At 61.6% G+C, this 20,401-nt stretch carries 17 protein-coding genes; 4 read left to right on the plus strand and 13 right to left on the minus strand.

What is annotated here, in order from left to right; translation table 11 throughout:
• Positions 1 to 20: 20 nt before the first annotated feature.
• From ACEN9P_RS14425 to tviB, 13 genes are all read right to left on the minus strand, one after another.
• The gene (locus ACEN9P_RS14425; protein ID WP_477663604.1) at positions 21 to 746 is read right to left on the minus strand and encodes a methyltransferase domain-containing protein; all 726 of its coding nucleotides are present in this window, start codon (positions 744 to 746) and stop codon (positions 21 to 23) included.
• Positions 747 to 756: 10 nt separating this feature from the next.
• Entirely contained in the window at positions 757 to 1,656 is a 900-nt protein-coding gene (locus ACEN9P_RS14430; protein WP_495619637.1) for a phytanoyl-CoA dioxygenase family protein, read from the minus strand.
• 285 nt (positions 1,657 to 1,941) lie between these two features.
• Positions 1,942 to 2,997 (minus strand): hypothetical protein, encoded by a 1,056-nt coding sequence (locus tag ACEN9P_RS14435; RefSeq protein WP_495619638.1) that lies wholly within the window; start codon positions 2,995 to 2,997, stop codon positions 1,942 to 1,944.
• Positions 2,997 to 4,091: a hypothetical protein gene (locus ACEN9P_RS14440; RefSeq protein ID WP_495619639.1), complete on the minus strand. Its 1,095-nt coding sequence runs from the start codon at positions 4,089 to 4,091 to the stop codon at positions 2,997 to 2,999. Before ACEN9P_RS14440 ends, ACEN9P_RS14435 begins: the two co-directional genes overlap by 1 nt.
• 11 nt (positions 4,092 to 4,102) lie before the next feature.
• The gene (locus ACEN9P_RS14445; RefSeq protein WP_495619640.1) at positions 4,103 to 5,542 is read right to left on the minus strand and encodes an MBOAT family O-acyltransferase; all 1,440 of its coding nucleotides are present in this window, start codon (positions 5,540 to 5,542) and stop codon (positions 4,103 to 4,105) included.
• A gap of 127 nt (positions 5,543 to 5,669) precedes the next feature.
• A complete protein-coding gene (locus tag ACEN9P_RS14450; RefSeq protein WP_495619641.1) occupies positions 5,670 to 6,959 on the minus strand; it encodes a hypothetical protein in 1,290 nt (429 codons plus the stop codon).
• Positions 6,956 to 8,746: a glycosyltransferase gene (locus tag ACEN9P_RS14455; protein WP_495619642.1), complete on the minus strand. Its 1,791-nt coding sequence runs from the start codon at positions 8,744 to 8,746 to the stop codon at positions 6,956 to 6,958. The genes ACEN9P_RS14450 and ACEN9P_RS14455 overlap by 4 nt, the downstream gene beginning before the upstream one ends.
• On the minus strand, positions 8,739 to 9,554 hold the full coding sequence (locus tag ACEN9P_RS14460) for a hypothetical protein (RefSeq protein WP_477663599.1): 816 nt from the start codon (positions 9,552 to 9,554) through the stop codon (positions 8,739 to 8,741). Before ACEN9P_RS14460 ends, ACEN9P_RS14455 begins: the two co-directional genes overlap by 8 nt.
• Before the next feature lie 56 nt (positions 9,555 to 9,610).
• A complete protein-coding gene (locus ACEN9P_RS14465) occupies positions 9,611 to 10,252 on the minus strand; it encodes an acyltransferase (protein ID WP_477663598.1) in 642 nt (213 codons plus the stop codon).
• The gene (locus ACEN9P_RS14470) at positions 10,246 to 11,469 is read right to left on the minus strand and encodes an ABC transporter ATP-binding protein (protein WP_477663597.1); all 1,224 of its coding nucleotides are present in this window, start codon (positions 11,467 to 11,469) and stop codon (positions 10,246 to 10,248) included. The genes ACEN9P_RS14465 and ACEN9P_RS14470 overlap by 7 nt, the downstream gene beginning before the upstream one ends.
• Positions 11,470 to 11,476: 7 nt before the next feature.
• Complete coding sequence (locus tag ACEN9P_RS14475; RefSeq protein ID WP_477663596.1) at positions 11,477 to 12,307, minus strand: ABC transporter permease; 831 nt, start codon at positions 12,305 to 12,307, stop codon at positions 11,477 to 11,479.
• A 30-nt stretch (positions 12,308 to 12,337) separates the two neighbouring features.
• A complete protein-coding gene (locus ACEN9P_RS14480) occupies positions 12,338 to 13,399 on the minus strand; it encodes an NAD-dependent epimerase/dehydratase family protein (protein WP_495619643.1) in 1,062 nt (353 codons plus the stop codon).
• Position 13,400: 1 nt separating this feature from the next.
• Complete coding sequence (gene tviB, locus ACEN9P_RS14485) at positions 13,401 to 14,693, minus strand: Vi polysaccharide biosynthesis UDP-N-acetylglucosamine C-6 dehydrogenase TviB (RefSeq protein ID WP_477663594.1); 1,293 nt, start codon at positions 14,691 to 14,693, stop codon at positions 13,401 to 13,403.
• A gap of 516 nt (positions 14,694 to 15,209) precedes the next feature.
• Between tviB and ACEN9P_RS14490 the strand changes: the two genes are divergently transcribed.
• Genes ACEN9P_RS14490 through ACEN9P_RS14505 form a run of 4 tightly spaced genes read left to right on the plus strand, consistent with a single transcriptional unit; the run spans position 15,210 to position 20,373 of the window.
• Positions 15,210 to 16,463, plus strand: coding sequence for a hypothetical protein (locus ACEN9P_RS14490; RefSeq protein WP_477700908.1), 1,254 nt, complete (start codon positions 15,210 to 15,212; stop codon positions 16,461 to 16,463).
• A gap of 15 nt (positions 16,464 to 16,478) precedes the next feature.
• On the plus strand, positions 16,479 to 17,930 hold the full coding sequence (locus ACEN9P_RS14495) for an MATE family efflux transporter (protein WP_495619644.1): 1,452 nt from the start codon (positions 16,479 to 16,481) through the stop codon (positions 17,928 to 17,930).
• Complete coding sequence (gene epsC / locus ACEN9P_RS14500) at positions 17,858 to 18,484, plus strand: serine O-acetyltransferase EpsC (protein WP_495619645.1); 627 nt, start codon at positions 17,858 to 17,860, stop codon at positions 18,482 to 18,484. The genes ACEN9P_RS14495 and epsC overlap by 73 nt, the downstream gene beginning before the upstream one ends.
• Complete coding sequence (locus ACEN9P_RS14505; protein WP_495619646.1) at positions 18,481 to 20,373, plus strand: NAD-dependent epimerase/dehydratase family protein; 1,893 nt, start codon at positions 18,481 to 18,483, stop codon at positions 20,371 to 20,373. Before epsC ends, ACEN9P_RS14505 begins: the two co-directional genes overlap by 4 nt.
• Positions 20,374 to 20,401 lie beyond the last annotated feature (28 nt).

Genomic DNA, 20,401 nt, shown 5'->3' on the forward strand with positions numbered 1-20,401 from the left:
AGGCTGCTGCGCCATGAACGTCAGTGGGCGCCGTGCTTGCGCAGCACGATGATTTCGCGCTGCCAGAACAGCGGGGCGGTCAGCCGCTCGATTTTCAGCAGCATCTGGTCAGAGACCATGCCGCCGCGGGGGCCGGTGAGAAAGCGGAACACCCTGAGGTAAATCTTGGCCCGCGTCAGCGCGGCATCCAGGCGAACCCGGGTGACCACGGAGGCGTCCAGCTGCTTGAGCACCGCGGCGAGGTCATCGCCGTCCAGGATCATTTTTTGACCCTTGACCATGGTCAGGGTCGGTTTGCGGCCGTAGTCGAACACCATCAGCCCGCCGGGGCGCACGACGCGCAGCATGTCCGGGAGGATTTTCGGCAGCCCGCCTATGCCCGAGAGGCTGCGCAGGCACATCACGTTGTCGTAGGAGGCGGTTTCCACCGGGATGCCGGCCGTCAGGTCGCCGGTCTGCAGATGCGACGCGGGGTACTTTTGCCGCACGTGCTCCACAAATTCGGCAGACAGGTCCATGCCGTCGTAGCGGGTGACCCCGGGCATCCTGCCGATCAGCCGGCCAATCCCGATGGTGCAGTCAAACAGGGTGCCCTTGAGCAAAGGCGCCAGCGTCTGTACCTCGATTTCATCGCGCAGCACATCGATCCGGTTGCCGAGTTTGCGCTCATACCTCGCGACGGCATCGGCGCCCTGGTGCAATTGGGCGTACTTTGCGCGGGAGGCTGAAATATCGTTATCGTTCATGGGAGACCGGTCAGGCTTTCGCGTAGGGCAATTGGTAATGGTGTTTGTGCTGGCCGACCGGCTGGCCCGCGGCCATGGCCGCCCGTAGCCGGGCCGGCATGTCGATGACCTTCAGGCCCGCGGCATTGCAATGCGCAATGACTTCCGGCGAATAGTGGGCCTGGGCCCACATGGCCAGCCGCTCGGAGCGGTTCAGCAGGTATTCGCAGTGGCGCTCAAGGTGCTGGTCGTCCAGCGCGTAGGAAATCCAGAATCCGGTCCTCTCCACGGGCGGGAACGGCGCCTGCATGAATTCGGGCAATTTGTTCTGCAGGTAAGGACCCAGGGGCAGGCCCGGGAAACCGCGTATGCAGCGGCCCAGGCCGGCATGCTGGATGCGCATGCTCCATACGCCCGCATCGCCTATGCCGGTGTTCAGGTAGCGGTCATGCAAATGGGCTTTCCAGCCGCGAAGCACCCGGTTGTGGGAATCACGCCTGACAATCAGGCCGCCCGAGCTCGACGAATGGTCCTGCAGGTAAAGGCCGAACCTCACCAGGGAATAACGGCTTTTCCAGTCCGGGGCGTCGAGGTCGGAGCGGTCCGTGTTGTCCCTGTGCCATCCCCCCACGTCCTTGCCTGGGGTATAGCCATGGCCCACGACGGCGTAACCGCCGTCTCCGTAGTACGCCAGGTTGTCGCCGCCCAAAAGCTTTTTGGCCACCTGGATAAAGCGCTCGTCATACACCCAGTGCTGCAGGTGGCGATCGGCAAGCGCATCCACCACCGCTTCGCCGCCTTCTTCACGGCCCTTGAGGGAGGCGAACACGTCGTCCCGCATGGCGGCGAACTCCTGGGCGGAGAACATGTTCTTGAGGATCAGGTAGCCATCGCGCCAGAACTTGTCGTTATCTACATTGAATTTCAACATCGCAGGCGGGCTTTCAGGTAACGCTGGGACTGTGGTCGGAGGGGAAGGTGTATTTTAAAGCGTGCGGCGTGGGTCTAGATGGACAGCCGAGGTCCAAAAGGCCGTCCAGTATCCCTCATTTACCCCGGCGAACCTTCCGGTGCCGGCACTGCCGTTTGAGCTCAGATCGGCTGCGGTCGCGGTCTCTGTGCAGCCTGGCAGCCAAGGCTGGGAAACCCGTTCAACACAGCTAGGGCTCTTATGTGAGGCTGTCGGTGGGGAAGGAGCCACTCACTCCCCCAGCGTTCATCTGAGCTTGTTGCCTTGAGGAAAGGTCAGTACCCGTTCAAATGCAGCAGGAAAGAGAAACATGTCGCTCATGAAGTCCTCAGCCCCTACGGCAGGAACCTTGTAGGACCCATACAGCTTGGCTCCGGCCTGTTCCGCGAGCCCCGTGGCTGCGGCTTGTGTCGTTTGCAGGGCAAGACACATCGCAGGAACTTCGCACTCAAAAACCCTCGGGTGGTAAGGCGCCAGTACGAACGACACGGAAACGCCGCTTAAGGAAGCCTTCTTCAAGAGTTTCCGGAAATCTTCCAGGGTTGCCTCGTTTGGAGCTGTTGAAACCAACTTGTAGGAGAGGTGCCTCGGATCCCAGGTTTGCAGCATTTTTTGCCGGTATTCAAGGGAATACTCATGGCTCCCATCGGCCAGGGTTGCGGCCTCATTGCTATTCCTTGATTCGGCCGGCATGACCCGGTACTCGTTGGCTGAAGCGCCTGGGAGGCTCCTGAGGTTCTTCAATGCGTAAGCGGGATCTATGAGCCTGCCTTTTTCCTGCTGAACCGCGCAATCTGCCCGTTGCAGGGAGAAAAAACGCACCGCGTTGCAGTACTCATCTCCCAGTTCGTAAAAACGGTCATCCGCCCGGGGCTGGAATGTCCAGTGGTCAATATTGATGAACAGATGCTTTGACCGATGGGTGATCGCAAGATGAGCATAGATGAGAATGTCCTCGAACGACCCGCCCGATACCCCCAGATTGACGGGGTGGCGGCATTCCGGGGCAATCAGCCTGATGGCCTTGGCCTGGATGGTCATGGCGCGGCTTGAGCCGATCACATGGCAATCTCCCGGCCCCGCCACCACGAGTGCGCGCTTGATCAATCGCTCATCCCCAACAGCCACCAGCCCCTCCCTGGAGACAAACAGCTTCTTCGCATAGCTGTCGGCTCTGTCAGCGGTTTTCTTCCGGATTCCAGCGGTGAAACGCCCGTCGGTATCAATGGTGGAATTGATGCCTGATATGGCGAAAAGGGCAACACATATGCCTGCGAGAAGCGCCAGTACGATTTTCAACATCACTTGGACCGCATCAATGCTTTTGCCGACAGTAACTGCCGTTCAATACACGACTCGCGGGGATGTATGTCGTCATAAAACTCACTTGGCTGGCAGTTGGCCGCGACGGGATCGTATGAGCCGCGCACCTCGATTCCCAGAGTGTCGGCTTTTTCCCGGATTTTTTCCTCCAGATGTTTCATGGCCGGAACGTGGCGTATCAGCGACGGATACATCCCCGGATGGTAAGCCGGTAAATAGATGACGACGTTCCCTGTTCCTTTCCCTTTCAAGTGGGCCATGAGGGCCCAGAACATCGTCCAGTACCTCTCGTCGACCTCTTCGTACTTATTCAATGCGTAGAGCGGGGGTTGGCTTCGTTTTTGAACGTACGCCGCAGTCTCTTCCGGTGTTCTCGATGCAAGCTTGAGGTTGTACATGCGGGAGCCATCGGAACGAATCGTGTCGCGCAGGGGGTCCGGCGAGGTGTCCCTCTTTTCGCTGTAGTCAAAGCGTCCCTGGCGTATCCGGTTCAGCAGGCCCAAAGCCGAGGTCTTGCTGTACTCAAAATTCATGAGCTGGCGCCAGCGTACGTTGCGCGAGCAGCGCAGGCCGCTGCCAAGGTTTGGCAAACCAACCAGTCCAAGGCCGTTGCGATAGTCGTCGCAGACACTGAGCCATCGATCCTGGTCGGAATTTGCATTGAATATCCATGGATCGGCTCCCATGATGAATTTCTTGCCAGGCCAGCTTGAGACCATCTGGCTGATGGCAATGTGATCTTCGATGCTGGCACCCGAGACCGAGAGGTTGAGCACCGGCTTGCCCAGCATGTCGGAACTGATCTGCATCGACCGGGAGGAGCCCATGACTATCCATTCCGGCTCGGTCAAGGGTGTTTCTTCGGTCCGCATTTTCTGAAGAATGCGTTCGTCGTAGTTGGACATGCCCACGACATATTTGCCTTGTCCCAGTATTTTCGCCATGCCCCGTTCGTATTGGTGGCCCCAATCGAACAACTTGGCAGGGTCGACGTAGAGATTGACCGCCGCGGTGGCCAGCACCATGAACGCCGTTGTTCCAGCCGCGCGAATGAGAAACCGTGTGTTGAACATGCGCTAGGGGGTCAAAATTGAAAGTAGAGGAATTCTGATTTTTTATCAAGCATCAGAAGACAGATCCACAGTGACAGGCCCACCAGCCATGGCGTCGCCGAGCTGAGGGCCCGGCGGGTGCCCGATATTGCCGGAGCGGAGAGTTTGCTGACGATTTCATTGCTGTTGGGAAGGCCCCAGACCATCGCCAGCCCCGTCGCGATCCAGAGGGTGTTGCTGAAATTCGAGACCGTCGCCGATCCACTTCCAAGCCCGAACATGGCCGAAAGAACCGTCAAGGCTGAACTGAGGTCCTGTGCCCGGAAAAAGACCCAGGCAATGGCGACAAGGGTGAAAACGAACAGGCGCTGCAGAGCCGCCAGCAGCGGGCCTTCAAGGAGATGAAGGGCGTGGCGCAGCCTGGCGGCCAGCAGGTGATTGGCGATCAAATACGTACCGTGCAACGCTCCCCACACAAGAAAGGTCCAGTTCGCCCCGTGCCACAAGCCGCCCAGCAACATGGTGATGCCCAGATTGAGGTATCGCCTGAATTCTCCGTGCCGGTTGCCGCCGAGAGGGATGTACAAATAGTCGCGAAGGAACTCTGACAGCGTGATATGCCATCGCCTCCAGAAGTCGATGATCGAACGGGATTTGTAGGGCGAATTGAAATTGATCGGGAGTTCGATGCCAAAACATCTGGAGGCACCCACCGCCATATCCGAATAAGCAGAGAAATCAAAGTAGAGCTGGAGCGTGTAGGCCAGTGTTCCGCACCAGGCGTCGGCGGCCGACATTGAAGACCCGGATGCCGCCATCTCAAAAACCGGGGTGGCATAGAGGCTGAAATTGTCAGCAAGGAAAATTTTCTTGACGAGTCCGATCACGAACAAGGTCATTCCGCTGGCAAAGGTCTCGCTGTTGACGCGAAAGGCCAGTCCGGCGTCGAACTGCGACATGACCTGCTTGTGATGGATCAGCGGCCCGGCTATCAGGTGGGGAAAGTAGGTCACAAACAGCGCATAGCGGGTAAAACTTTTCTCATTGGCCAGATTGCGGTAGGTGTCCGTGAGAAAGGCTATTTGCGTGAAGGTGAAAAATGAGATGCCAAGGGGTAAGGCAACGGACGCGCTTGGCCAGTGCAGGCCGGTTTTTTCCAGTTCATGAACAAAGAAGTTCCAGTATTTGTAGTACCCCAGCAGCGAGAGATTGGCCGTGATACCCGCCACCAGCAGGAGCAGGCGAATCCTGTCGGCCTTGCTGCGGCTGATGAAAAATCCGATGACAAAATTGGCTGTAAAAGACGCCACAACGAGCAACAGATATCTCTTGTCCCACCATCCGTAGAAGGCAAGCGAGGCAATGGTCAGCCAGACCAAGGCGAACTGCAAGTTGCGATTCAGGCTTGCCCGAAAAACAAGAAACACCAACGGAAAGAAGACGAGTATGAATCCGTAGCTGTTGAAGAGCATGGGTCTTGGCCCGTTAGATAGAGCAAATCAACTTGCTCTATAGGTGGAAAAAGCTAAAGGAATTAGCCCGTAATGGGAGGCGATGGACGTTCAGGTCTGGGTCCGGGCGGCGTTGCATGGGCCGTGATCAAGCAGGTGTGAAGCAAAAAACCTTCGCAGCCCCGCGGTGCCCCGCAGTCGATGCGTACAGCCTCTCGCCATCGGTGCACAGCCGGTAAACCCACCAGCCTCCATCGCCGGGCCCGGGGTTGCCCAGTTCGGGCGGCCCCACCGCTTGCCAGTGTTGCGCGCCGTCCAGCATCCAGATTTGCGCGGGGCGGCGTGTGCCGTGTCCCGTCGCCACCACCAGGCGGCCCTTGTAGACAATGGCGTCGTTCATGATGAGCGACTCGGCCATCAAGGCCGGTGTTGCGCCTGTTGCCAAGGGGCCCCAGCGGTCGCCGTCGAACACCCACACGCTGGAGGCGCCGCTGGGCGTGTTGTCGGGGCGCGATACCGTGGCCACCAGGCACTCGCCGAACACGGCCAGGCTGAGCACAAAAGGCAGGCCCTCGCGCGCCCAGCTGCCGCGGATGCCGGCGCCGCCGACTTTTTCCCAGGATGTCCCGTCATAGCGCCAGACCGCGCTGGCCGGGCCTGTCAGCCTGCCGGTGCCGGTGCCCGCATACAGCACGCCCTTGAAGGCGACCAGGCAGTAAATCGTGCGCACCCCCGCGCCCCAGCCGCCTTCGGGGTCGGGCAGGTAAGTCCATTGATTGTCCGGCCCCAGCTGGGCGACGCGTGGATGACCCCATTGGCCCATCACGACCCGGCCGTTCCAGGATGCAAAGCTGTAGGGTCCGCACTTCTCGCCCAGGGCCAGGCCTTCGCTGATGTGCGTCCACTGGCCGTCGGCCAGGCGCCAGACGCCGGTTTTTTCGGCGGCCAGCAGGGTGTTGTCATCCAGGCTGAACAGGTGGTCGACAAAAGAGTCGCCGGCACGCCAGGATCCGGCCAGGTCGCCGCCGACCTGTGTGCAGGTTTCATCGGAGAGGCGCCAGACCTGGCCGCCGGGGCCGTCGGCCTTGGGACCGGTCAGGCTCGCATGCAAGGTGCCGCGGTGCATGGCCAGGCCGCGCACTTTGTAAAAGGCATCGGCCGGCCAACCGCGGCCGCCGCCCTCGCCGGCGAGCACGCTCCAGCGGCCCTTGCCAAAAGGGGATGCGCCGCCAGCCGGGGGCAATGCGGGCGTCTGGCCTGCCATCTGCAGCTGGTAGCCGAGTTCCCGCTCCATGGCCATGGCCTCCACGGCACGGGCGGCGGCGCGCAGCTGCCTGAATTCGGCGCGCAGGCGGGGCAGCCAGCGGCGCAGCAGGGCGGCGGCCAGCAGGATGCCGCAGGCGGCGGCGAGGATGGGCAGGAGCCATAGCAAGGTCATGGGTGTACCGCCTCGGTCGGGGCTGTTGGGTTGATCAGGAAGGATGCAAGCTGCGCCACCCCGGGTGTCGCCGCGTCAAAAGCATACGCCGCTGCTGGCCGCCCGCCGTCGCCGGTGGCGCGCATGGCGTCGCGAAGGCCCGCCAGCATGGCGGGAAGCGCGGCCGCGTCGCGGACGGCGTAAACGCTGTCGTTCAATGTGCCGGCGGGTGGGGTCTCCTGGCCCGGGAACTGGGTATACCGGTCCGCGCTGCCCCACAGCAGCACGGGTTTGCCCATCTGCAGCGCCTGTTCAACCGTGGTGGAAAAATGGGCGACCAGCAGGTCGCTGTCCGCGAGCTGCTCGAGAAAATCCTGTTCAACCCCGCACACCACCACATTGCGGCGCTGGCCCAGCCGGGAGAGGACGACTTGCGAGTCGACTTCGCGCTTGGGCCTGACGCGTATCGTGAGCTCGACGCCGTCAAGCCGCTCCACCGCATCGGCCAATGCCGACAGGCCGTCCATGTATTCGTCGGCGGTTTCCGCGATCCATGGGAAAAAGTCCGACCAGTTCTGGTAGTTGCCCGCATGCAGGATGCGCAGGGGCCGGCCGGGCTGGCGGCTGTTTTGGGCGGCCGGGTAGGCTAGGCGCACATCGCATTTCCGCACCAGGCCGCCCAGGTCCCGTTGGCCGCTCACGGGTGACCAGAACGCCGCCACGTCCACCAGGCGGTTGCAAGTCCTCTGGCTGAAAAGGGTATCGAGCACCGCCGCGGCAGGCGGCGAGCCGGAAGGCGGGTTGGAATTGTGGTTAAAGATGACGCGGGCCGCGCCGGCTTTTTTCGCCGCGTCCATCAGGGAGGCGGAGATCCAGGAATTGGCTTCATAGCTGGTGGCGCTGGGTGCGGCGAGGATGCGCATCAGCCTGGCGCCTTCGGTGATGACGGCCAGCATGACCGGGACCACCTGTGCGAAATACGGCTGGTAAAGGCGCCAGGCCGAGCGGACCTTCTCATCGCGGAGGGTGTGGCCCATGCCTTCGAGTGTTGCCAGAACCTGCCGCACGCGCGCTTCATCGCGGTGCAGCGGCGGGATCGCGAAAGTGCGCGCGGCGCCCTGGTTTTGCAGCTCCCTGAACAAATCGGCGTAATCGCTCCATGAGCCTTTGGTGGGCTGGAACACCGCTATTTTTGCGCCCTCGTCCTTCAGCGCCTGGCGCAAGCCGTTCTTGAGCTTGGGGGTGGGGGCCGCCACCCATTTCCCGCGGGGGCCGGCCGCGATACGGGCCGCGATTGCGCTTAAAAACGCATAGAGCGCGGGCCACGGCGGCCGGGCGCCCGCGATGAAATGGGCCTGGCCGTAGCTCCAGATTCTGGGCAACATGGCCTGGTGAAGGGCGGCCCAGTCCCCGGCTTCGACCCAGGCGCCGGCGCGGTTGCGGACGCGCCAGGGCCCTGGCGGCAGGGTTTCATGCAGCCGGTGCACGAGGCTGGCGTGTCCCCAGATGGATTGCCTCGCCATCAGGGCCACCGAAGGCGGCAGCGCGGCTGAAGCGGCGGCGCCGTCAAAATCGGCCAGTGCGGCGTCCGCCGCGGCGACACATTTTTCATGTCCCTGGCGGGAAAAGGCGGCAATGGTGCCCTGAACCGCGATACCCGCCTCACGTGCCGCGAAGAGCGCCGAAGGGGACAGCGCCACAGCCGCGGCGCCCGCCGGCAAGGGCGGCGCCAGCAGCACGTCCTCGCGGTCTAAAAAAACGACGGTGGCGGCCTGGTCCACGGCTTGCTGCAAGGCCGTGTCAGGCAAAGAGTTTCTTGACCTGGTTGAGGAAGCCGCTTTTTTTCACGAACAGCTCGGTGGGCAGGGACAGCGGCTGGTCGGTGATCTGCTTTCCGGCGATCGCCGGCGTCCAGAACAGCACGTCGCGGCCGGTGTTGGAGTACTCGCGCTGCTCGACGCCGTGGAAGGAATGGTCGCACTTCATGAAAAACAGCATGGAGTTGGGCACGTACTCGGCCGTGTACGCGACTTCGAAGTCGGCGTACTCAAAGCGTTCGGAGTCCCAGTCGGTGAAAGCCGGGTTGCGGGCCCGGTAGAAACTGGTGCCGAAGGGCTTTTGGGCTTCATCCTTGGGCAGGTAAAACGCGCCCACGATGGTCTTGCTGCCCGAGTCGGTGTGCGGCGAGATCGCGAAGTTGGAGTAGTCGCGCACCAACAGGCTTCGGGGCTCGATGCGGACCGTGGAGGGCCCGATCGCCGCTTTCTTGAGCTGCTCTTTCCGGTAGGCGGCGTTGACGTCCAGGAAGGGCTGGAATTTGGCGGTGATCCTGTCCAGGAATTCCTGGGAGTGGATCCAGGCTTCGAATTCCTGCCAGATCGCGCGGCCGCCTTCCGGGAATTTATCCAGGGTTTTCCTGGAAAGGTCCAGGCCCAGGCGCGATTCGTAGGGCGCGGGAAAACGGTCGTAGCTTTCGTTGGGGGGCAGGGCCGCGATCAGTGTTTCGTAGTACTGCGCGGGCAGCACGTCGCGCATGTAGAAGTAGGGGAAAGGGTCGGTGACGATCGCCACTTTTTCGAGATTGGCGTAGAGATGGTCTTTGATTTCTTGGTTCATGACAGCACTCACTGGGTCAATGGGTGGAGAAAATTCGGCGCCGGCGGCAAGTTGCCCTATTCCTGGCCGGCCTCGGGTTGCGATTCAAAGCGGTTGCTGACGACGCGGGCGGGCGAGCCGACCGCCACCGAACCGGGCGGCAGGGACTTGTGCACCACCGTGCCCGCGCCCAGCACGCAGCCTTTTCCGATTGTGACGCCGTCCAGGATGCGGCAGCCCGCGCCCATCCAGACGTCATCCTCGATCTTGATGCCGCTCTTGGTCAAGCCCTGTTCGCGGATGGCGACCGTCGTGTCCTCAAAGCGGTGGTTGGCGGGGATGATGACGGTATGCCCGGCGATGCGGACATCGTTGCCGATTTCGCAGCCGCCGTGGCCGTGCACCAGCGAATAGGCCTGCACCGTGCAGTTTTGCCCGATCGTGACGAAGCCGCCCTTTTTACCGGTATGGACCATGGCGCCGGGCCCGATGTAGGAGCTGTCGCCGATGCGGATTTTTCCGCTCTTGTGGCAATGGATGATCGCGTGGGCGTCAATGATGACGTTGCGGCCGAACTCCACGTTTTCAGGAAAACCCGTGAAGATGGCGGTGGGGTGGATGCGCACGCTGTCGTCGCAGCGGGGCACGCGCATGGGCCAGAACAGCCATTGCATGCGCCGCAGCCAGAATCCGAGGCGGGAATTTCGGGGTATCAGCAATTGGAGCTCCAGTCCTGGTCCACGTGGAATGAGCCGATCTGGTAGGTCTTGTGGGCGAAGTAGTCGCCCGCCATGACGGTGAAAGCCAGTGCCTGGTTGACCTTGTCTTCGAGGTAGCCGTTGCTCCAGAGCGAGACGTCGGCCGTGTATTCGCCGGACATCAGGGCCAGCTTGGGGATGGTGCAGCGGGCCTCGCCGGTGCTTCCCTCGAATGCCAGCTCCTGGCCGGGGGACTCGTTGGTCAGCAGGGCCACGATGCGGTCCATATTGTCCCGGATCGAGAAGCGCGCCACGAGTTTTTCATTCACCGGCTCTTTGGCGGCAATCGAAAAAACGATGCTGGCCGGGCGTCCCGTGGAGGGCGGGCGGCCGGCATCGTCGCCAATCGTCAGGTCCGTGATGCGCAGATTGCCCTTGCCGCTACGGTCCTTCCTGCTGCCTATGCCCGACACGGTGGCCTGCGTGGTCGAGGCCAGGTAGGAGGAGACCACTTCCGAGGCGGGTCCGTCCAGCTTCATGCGGCCCGACTCCAGCCAGATGGCCCGCGTGCAAAGCGACTGGATGGCCTCCATCTGGTGGCTGACGAACAGCACGGTGCGTCCTTCGGAGGCGACCGTGTTCATTCTTCCCAGGCATTTGCGCTGGAATTCGGCATCGCCCACGGCGAGGACTTCGTCGATGACCAGGATTTCCGGGTCCAGGTGCGCGGCCACCGCGAAGCCGAGCCTCACGCGCATGCCGCTGGAGTATCTTTTGACCGGGGTGTCCAGGAATTCCTCGACGCCCGAGAACGCGACGATCTCGTCGAACTTGCGGCCGACCTCGCGGTGCGTCATGCCCAGCAGCACGCCGTTCATGTAGATGTTTTCACGGCCGGTGAGCTCGGGGTGGAAACCGGTCCCCACTTCCAGCAGCGAGCCGATACGGCCGCGGACCCTGATTTCACCTTCGTCGGGCGTGGTGATGCGGCTCAGCAGCTTGAGCAGCGTGCTTTTGCCGGCGCCGTTGCGGCCGACGATGCCGAGCACCTCCCCCTCCTTGAGTTCAAAGGAGATGTTGCGCAGTGCCCAGAAGCCTTTGTCGTCTTCCTGCGCATCCGCCGCGCCCTTGCGCGAGAAAAGGCCGGCGACGCTGTCGCGCAGGGTCTGGTAGGGCGCCATGCCGCCCAGCCTGTATTGTTTGCCAACGCCGTCAAGTCGCAGTATCGGAGCAGTCATCTGAATCTCAAAGCCGATCAACAAAGTCTTTTTCGAAGCGGGCGAAATACACCAGCCCGCCAATGGCCAGAACCACGATCGAAAGGGAGGACACGATCAGGCTGGGCATGTCGGGGGGCTTGACCCCCAGCAGGGACCACCTGAAGCCGTCTATCACGCTCACCATCGGGTTGAGCATGAATAGCCACTTCCAGTTTTCAGGGATCATCGACGTCGGGTAGATCACCGGTGTCACGAACATCCAGATCTGCGTCAGAAAGGGCATGGCCTGCTGCACGTCGCGGTATTTCGCGTTGATGGCGCTCAGCCACAGCGCAACCGCCATGGCCGAGGCCAGCGCCAGCAGGATGAAAACCGGCGCCAGCAAAACCTCCCAGCCCGGATAGACGCCGTACCAGACCATCAGCGCGATCAGGATCCCGAAGGAAATGGCGAAGTCGACGAGGCCGGAGAGAATGGACGACAGGGGTGCGATGAGCCGCGGGAAATAGATTTTCCCCATCATGCCGCCCATGGTCACCATGCTGGTGCTGCCCTGCGTCAAGGCCTTCGAAAACAGCTGCCAGGGCAGCAGGGCCGTCATGACGAATACCGGGTAGGGCAGGTTGTCGGACGGCAGGCCGCCCAGCTTGCCGAAGATGACGGTGAACACCACCATGGTCAGCAGCGGTTGCAAAATGGCCCACAGCACGCCTATGGCGGTCTGCTTGTAGCGGATCTTGATGTCGCGCGTGACCAGTATCCAGATGAGTTCGCGAAATCCCCAGAGCTCGCCGATATCCGGGAATCCCCAGCCTTTGCGGCTGGTGATGAGAACGGTCGTGTGATCTTTATGCATGTGCGGGCTTGTGGCTGTCTTGTGGCGGGTTTAACGGGAAACTGCGGCGGCCGCCTGGCCTTGCAGGTTGCGCACGTACCACGCGGTGGCTTTTTGCAGGCCGGCCTCGATCCGGTAGGCCGGGGAGTATCCCAGCAGCCGCGAGGCCTTGCTGATGTCCGCCAGCGAGTGCCTGACATCGCCCGAACGAAAGTCCCGGTAAACCGGGGCGGCGTTGCGCACCGCGGGAAAGTCCGGCGACAAGTAGGTCACCAGGTAGCGGTACAGCTGGTTGAGCGTGGTCTGGTCGCCCACCGCGACGTTGTAGACCTCATTGCTGGCATCGGGGTTGTCCGCGGTGGCCGCCAGCAGGTTCGCCTGCACCGCATTTTCAATGAAGCAGAAATCGCGGCTGGTTTCCCCGTCGCCGTTGATCAGCACCGGTTCGCCGGCCAGCAGGGACGCGGTCCATTTGGGGATGACCGCCGCATAAGCGCCGTTCGGGTTTTGCCGTTGACCGAACACGTTGAAGTAGCGCAGGCCTATGGTCTTGAAACCGTAGGTTTTGGCGAAAACGTCGGCGTAAAGTTCGTTGACGTACTTGGTGACGGCATAGGGCGACAGCGGCTTTCCGATGTTGGCCTCGACCTTGGGCAGTGCCGGGTGGTCGCCGTACGTCGAGCTGCTGGCGGCATAGACAAAACGCTTGACCTTGGCGTCCCGGCCGGCGACCAGCATGTTCAGGAAGCCGCTGATGTTGGTTGCGTTGGTGGCGATCGGGTTGTCGATGCTGCGCGGGACGCTGCCCAGGGCCGCCTGGTGCAGCACGTAGTCCACGCCGGCGCAGGCTGCCTGGCAATCCTCCAGCACGCAGATGTCGCCTTTGATGAAGTTGAACCTGGACCACTGCTCGGCCGTGACGCTGGCCTGCACGGCGTCCAGGTTGTGCTGGTAGCCGGTGGCGAAGTTGTCCAGGCCGACGACACGCTGGTCCAGCTTGAGGAGGTGCTCCAGCAGGTTGCTGCCGATGAAGCCGGCCACCCCCGTCACCAGCCAGGTGGCGGGGTGGGCGGGGAGGTGGGCCTGCAGTTGTTGGTACTTGCTGCTTGACATGTTAGAGCCGCAGGTCCGACGCCTGCGCGGGGAGAAGGTATTTCAGGTCATACAGGACATGGGTTTCGGCGCCCAGTTTCCGTATGGCGGCTTCGCCCATTTCCTTGAACTGGTGATGGGCGACGGCCAGGATGATGGCGTCGTAGGCGCCCGCCTTCGGTTGCGCCACGAGCGGTATGCCGTATTCCCGCCGGGCTTCGTCCGCGTCGGCCCACGGATCAAAGATGTCGACCACGCAGTTGTAGTCCTTGAGTTCGGCCACCATGTCGATCACGCGGGTGTTGCGCAGGTCGGGGCAGTTTTCCTTGAAGGTCAGGCCCATGACCAGCACTTTCGCGCCGTCCACGTGGATGCGCCGCTTGGTCATCGCCTTGACGAGCTGGGCCACCACATAAGCGCCCATGCCGTCGTTGAGCCGCCTGCCCGCGAGGATGATTTCGGGGTGGTAGCCGATGGACTGGGCCTTGTGGGTCAGGTAATACGGGTCCACCCCGATGCAGTGGCCGCCCACCAGTCCGGGCCTGAAGGGCAGGAAATTCCATTTGCTGCCGGCCGCCTGCAACACCGCTTCGGTGTCTATGCCCATGCGGTTGAAGATGATGGCCAGCTCGTTGATCAGGGCGATGTTGAGGTCGCGCTGCGTGTTTTCGATGACTTTTGCGGCCTCGGCGACCTTGATGCTGGCCGCCTTGTGCGTTCCTGCTGTGATGATTTCGTTGTACAGGCGGTCGACCAGGTCGGCGGTTTCCGGGGTCGACCCGGAGGTGACTTTTTTGATATTGGTCAGGCGATGCTGCTTGTCACCGGGGTTGATCCGCTCGGGCGAGTAGCCGGCGAAAAAATCCCGGTTGAAAACCAGGCCGGAAAATTTCTCGAGCACCGGCACGCAGTCCTCTTCGGTGGCGCCCGGATAGACGGTGGATTCGTAAATGACGATATCGCCGGCTTTGAGCACCTTGCCGATCAGTTCGCTGGCCCGCACCAGCGGCGTGAGGTCCGGCCGCTTGTGTTCGTCAATCGGCGTGGGCACCGTGACGATAAAGCAGTTTGCCGCGGCAAGGTCGGCCGCGTTCGCGGTAAAAGTGAGGTGGCTGGCGGCCTGGAGCTCTTGCGGCTCGGTCTCCAGCGTGTGGTCGTGGCCCGATTTCAGCTCCGCGATCCGGGCTTCATTGATGTCAAAGCCGATGACGGCCCTTTTTTTTCCGAACTCCACCGCCAGCGGAAGGCCTACATAGCCGAGGCCGATGATCGCGATCCGGATGTCGGGTAGTGTGTTCGGGTGAGTCAGCGACATATCAAAAGACTTGTTTCGGATTTTCGAAAGAGGCGTTGCCGCCCACTCCGGTCCGCGTTGTTAATAGCTCTATCTCGGCTTTGCCGTGCCGGCCGTCGGGGATTTTGACGCCTGGGCAGCCAGTTTAGCTTTTGCCGTTGCTTCGCTGAAAATGGGTCGAAAGGCCCGTCGGCCTCCTGAATGGGGTGCCACGCGGCATCCGCATGCCGTTTTCGCGGGGCGGGCGGCGTTCCCGGGAGGGCGGCCGCCAAGTTTAAGCTGCATTTGGCTTCGATCCGGCATTTCGCTTGCAAAAGCGGAAAACCCGGCCAGTTTGCCGGGGAAAACGGCCTGCCGCAGCAAAAGCGCTCGCTTATGTGTCCATGCCGGGATTTTGGGGGTGCCCGGATGCGGCACAATTTGGCCGAGCCAAATACTCGCGACAATCGTCAATCCGGGCTTTGCCGCAGCCGTCGACATGTGATGCGACGTGGGCGAAGCGAACGGACCGAGCCAGAAACTCCCCCTAGAGACCTCATGCAACCCAGAACCCGCAATTTAACGCTTTGGCTGATCGGAGCGGCACTCCTGTTTCCGCTGTTTATCCAGCTGTCCGGCGGCATTTACAACAGCCCCCGCTACGTCGTCGATTCCGGCGGCGTGCTCAGCACCTTGCCATTGCCGATCTCCATAGGCGCCTGTGTTTTCGGCATCCTCGCGCTTGCGCAGAACCGCCGCCAGGCCTTGCCGGCGGCGGTTTTTATCGCCGTGCTCGCCGCGGCCATGCTGTTGTCCATGGTGTTTGCGGGGGAAAACCTGGACATTGAAAAGCGCAAGACCCTGCTTGCGGCGCAGTTCCTGCTGCCCACCATGGGCCTGGTGCTGGGCCAGCTGGTGCGTGATGAAGAGGATGTGATTCCCCGGGCCTTTATGTGGGTGCTGCTTCTGCTGGTCCCGGTGCAACTGGCCATTGGGTGGTGGCAGAAGACGCTGACGCTGACGCACCACATCTATGTCTTCAGCATTTACCAGCATTTCCAGTTTGTGCCCGTCATCTTCATCGCCGCCTTCTGCGTGGCCGTGGTGCACCTCTGGGAGCGCCACAAGACCTTGCTGCGCTGCCTGACCGTTGTCATGGGGGTGTATGCCGTCGCCAGCGCGTCTTTCCTGACCGTGGGCCTTTACAGCGCTTTTGTGCTGCTGTTTTTCTCCAAAAAAATGTGGGGGCTCAGGACGGCCCGCCTGACCAGTTTTGTGGTGTTCGGTGCGGGCATCGTGGCGGCGGTCCTGGCCGTTGGCGTGTATTACAGCCTTGCCAAAACCAACACCAGCGTTGCCGACGACAACGGGCAGTACGTGGGCAAGTTCGACACGCTGGTGGAGGGCAAGATGCCGGTGAATATCCGGGACCGCCTGGGCGACTGGGCGCTGTTTCGCAACGGAATCACCGAAAACGCCCGCACGCTGGTGTTCGGGCATGTGGAGCCCCTGCCGCGCGCGGTCAAGACCAGCGCCCACAATTGGTATCTCGATTTCACGTACAGCTTCGGCCTGGTTTCGCTCCTGCCGATGTTCGGGTTGATTGCCTTTACCGCGCACCTGGTCTGGCGGCGGCGCAAATCCATTTCGGGCCAGACCTGGTGGCTTGCGGCGCTGGTGGCCTTTTTGGTGCTGGTTGACAGCAATTTCAAGGTCACGCTGAGGCAGCCTTACCCGGGAATTTTTGCGTACTTTCTCTGGGGCTTGTTGCTCACACGCTTGCGTTTGCATGTGCCGTCGCAGCGTGGCTGAGTTTTGCGCGGCCCCATGAGCACTCCCTCTGCAAACCTTAGGGGCGGGATACTGATCAGCACGGCGGGTGTGTTCGGTTCGGCCTTTTTGTGGCTGCTCAGTTTCAAGGCCGTTGCCCTGTGGATGGGGCCGGAAGGCGTCGGGCTTTTTTCGCAGCTCAGGCAGATGGCGCAAGCCGCCACGGTGGGCGCGACGTTTGGCGGCACGAATTCCGTCGTTCAGGGACTGTCGGAGCGTTCGGAAGAAGCAGCCCGCAGGCAATTTCGCGCGACGGCGGCGCGCCTTGTCGGTGCATCCGGCGTGATGGTGGTAATGGCAATACTTGCCGCCGCGCCTGTGTTGACCCAGTTTTTCCTGTCGTCCAATGCGCCTGAGCTTGTGGCGACGGTACGCTGGCTTGCGCTGGCCGTGCTGCTCAATGTCGCCGGGACTTATGCACTGGCTGTGCTCAACGGCTATCGCTCCTACCCCTATCTTGCCCTGGCGCAGATCGCCGGGCCCGCAGCGCTCGTGATGCTGCTGGCGGTCGCATGGTGGTGGCGCTTGCCGCCCGATCCTTTTGTGCTGTCCATGTCTTTTGTGGTGTGCTTCGGCATCACCTGTCTTGCGGGCCTGTTCGGGGTCTCGCGTTTGCCCCGGCCCGCCCTCATATTGCCGGCGCCGCGGCTGGCCAAGGCCGAAAGCCGTGTCTTTCTCCGGTTCGCGCTGTCCAACCTTGCAGCGGCGCTTTCCACCACCCTGGCATTGCTGTTGATCCGGTCCTGGGTGATTGAGGCGCGCGGACTGGCATTTGCCGGCCTGTTCGATGCGGGCTGGACATTGACCTTCAACTACACCACGCTGTTCCTGACCGCCTGCAGCGCGATATACCTTCCGCTGCTGACCCGGGCCACCGATGCGCAAAGCCAGAAGGCTTGCATGCTCAAAACGGCCTATCTGGTCTTGGCCGGCGGCGTGCTGGTTTGTTATGGCATGGTCCTTTTGAAAGGCCCGCTGATCAATCTGCTGTACAGCCCGGCGTTCCAGCCGTCGGGACAGGTCCTCGTCGTGCTGGTGATCGCGGTTCTTTGCCGCAGCATCTCCTGGGTGTATGGAACCATGATTCTTGCCACCAGGAATTCACGCGTCCTGTTGCTCTCCGACCTGGCACTCAACCTCGGCCTTCTTGCGACTGTCAAAGTTGCGCTTGTGAACTTTTCTTCCCTGGCGGCGCTGGCGTGGGCCTTCGTGCTGCCGAACTTTCTGTACCTGGTGTTTGTGGTGGAATATGCGGGATATAAAAATCCGTTGATGCGGCGCAGGCATATCTGGCCCTTTTTGCTGGTGGCAACGCTTCCGCTGCTGATGCTGGTGCTGACGGGTGCGGGGGCTGCGCCGGATTGGACCCTTGGGCAATGGCTGGCCATGGTTGCCGGTCCGGCGGTGGCCGCCGCATCACTGGTCGCTTACAAAAGGGTGGTGCTGTGAAAAATCTACGGGCGGATATCGAGCGTTACCAGCGATTCATGGGGCATGCCGGGCCGGTTTCCACCCTCAGGCTGCTCGCCAATTGCTTCAACCCGCGCATGGCGCCTGTGGTCCTGATCCGTCTGGCGGAGTTTTTCTTTGAGCGGCGATTGGGCGTGCTTGCCAAACTGTGCACCATGGCAAACGTCGCCGTCTTCGGTATCGAATCATCCCCCCAGGTCAAGATAGGCGGCGGGCTGTTTTTGCCGCATACCGTGGGTACCGTGCTGGGCGCCGAAAAGATTGGCGACAATGTCACCATCCTGCAAGGGGTGACCCTGGGAACGGCGGAGCCGGACAAGGGGTTCACGGTGTCGCTGCGGCCAGTCATAGGCAATGACGTGGTTCTGGGCGCCGGGGCCAAAGTGATCGGCCGCGTCACGGTCGGCGACCACGCCAAAGTCGGCGCCAATGCCGTGGTACTGCAGGACGTTCCCCCCCATGCTGTTGCGGTCGGGGTTCCCGCCAGAATCATTCTTCGCACTGAAGCCGCAAACGTCCAGGAAAAAAATTGACTCGCCTTTCTTTAAGCGCCTCACTGGTGATCTACAAACCGGACCTGGCAACGCTGGAACGCACACTGCTCGCTTTGCAGGAAGCCGCTCGCGTGGCCAAACAGGATCGCGAACTGCTTCTGGAGCTGACCCTCGTTGACAACTCCTGCGATGCCGCCCTGCACGAGCATCTCGGCCAGTGGCTTGAGGCACGCCGTGCCGCCATGTCCGATTGGACGGTGAGCCTGCTGCTGTCGCCCGGCAATATCGGCTACGGCAGGGGCAACAACCTTGTCATTGAAGCGGCCCGTTCAGACTACCACCTGGTGGTAAACCCCGATCTGTTCGTGGCGCCCGACGCGCTGCGGGAAGCATTGCGGTTTCTGGAGGACCACCCCGAAACCGGCCTGTTGACGCCGGCGGTATTTGGCGAGGACGGCGAGAGGCACTACCTGTGCAAGCGCCATCCCACCCTGCTCGTCATGTTTCTGCGCAGTTTTTCCCCCAAATGGCTGCAATCGTGGTTCAGGCCGACGCTTGCCGAATTTGAGATGCTGGATTGCGACTATGAGAAACCGATTTTTGGCGTGGAGTACCCGACGGGGTCCTGCATGTTCTTTCGGACCAGCGTGCTGCAGCGGATCAAGGGATTTGATCCGGATTATTTTCTGCACTACGAAGACGCCGACATAGGCCGCAGGACTTTGCAGGTGGCAGGGGTCGTCTATGTTCCCTCCGTCAAGGTTGTGCACCAATGGGCGCGGGACACCCATCGCTCGTGGGCATCGAGGCTGGTGACCGTTCGCTCCGGTTTGCTTTATTGGCGAAAGTGGGGTGGCGTGTTCAGCAGCAAGGCTGATGCTGGCCTGGCCGGAAAAAATGCCGCGGAAAGTGGCGTGCGGGCGGGGAAGACGGGCACGCCGCGGCCTGCCGTTCCGGCGGGCGCGGGAAAGACCGTCCTGGTGACGGGCGCCAACGGTTTTATAGGGAAAGCCGTTTGTTCCGACCTGGCGTCAAGGGCCTACCGCGTGCGCGGTGTTGTACGGCATCCGCATCGCACGGTTTCGCAGGGCGAATTTGAGGGCTTGTCAATGGATGAAATTGACGCGAATACGGATTGGTCGGGTGCGCTGGATGGCGTGGATACCATTGTTCACCTTGCCGCACGTGTTCATTTGATGCGCGAAACCGCGTCGGACCCTCTTGCTGAATTTCGCCGGACCAATGTGGCCCTGACCTTGAATCTCGCGCGCCAGGCCGCCGCCGCGGGCGTGCGGCGTTTTATCTTTATCAGCTCCATCAAGGTCAATGGCGAGGTGACGCCGGTGGGCCAGCCTTTTACGGCAGAAGATGCGCCGCATCCTATCGATCCTTACGGCATCTCCAAGCTTGAAGCCGAACAAGGCTTGTTGACGCTTGCGGCTGAAACCGGGCTGGAGGTGGTCATTATCCGGCCGGTGCTGGTTTACGGGCCGGGCGTGAAGGCCAACTTCCACTCCATGATGCGTTGGCTGATCAAGGGCTTACCCCTTCCGCTGGGTGCTTTGTCGAACCGGCGCAGTTTTTTGGCCTTGGGCAACCTGACGGACCTGATTGCAGTCTGTGCGCAGCATCCAGCCGCCACCAACCAGGTTTTTCTGGCCAGTGATGGCGAGGACCTTTCGATCTCGGGACTGCTGCGCCGCACCGGAGTGGCGCTGGGCAAGTCCGCCAAGCTGATTCCCGTGCCGGTCATGGTACTCAGGGGGGCTGCGCGTCTGGCGGGCCAGGAGGCCGTGATGCAGCGATTGTGTGATTCGTTGCAGGTGGACATCTCGAAAACACAGCGGGTCCTGGGCTGGGCCCCCCCCGTGGACGTGGACGACGCGCTGAAAGAAACCGCCCGGCAATATCGGTACGGCAGCACATGACAGACACAACGCCGCCTGCCGTTTTTTT

The organism is Polaromonas sp. Polasp52, from assembly GCF_059491565.1.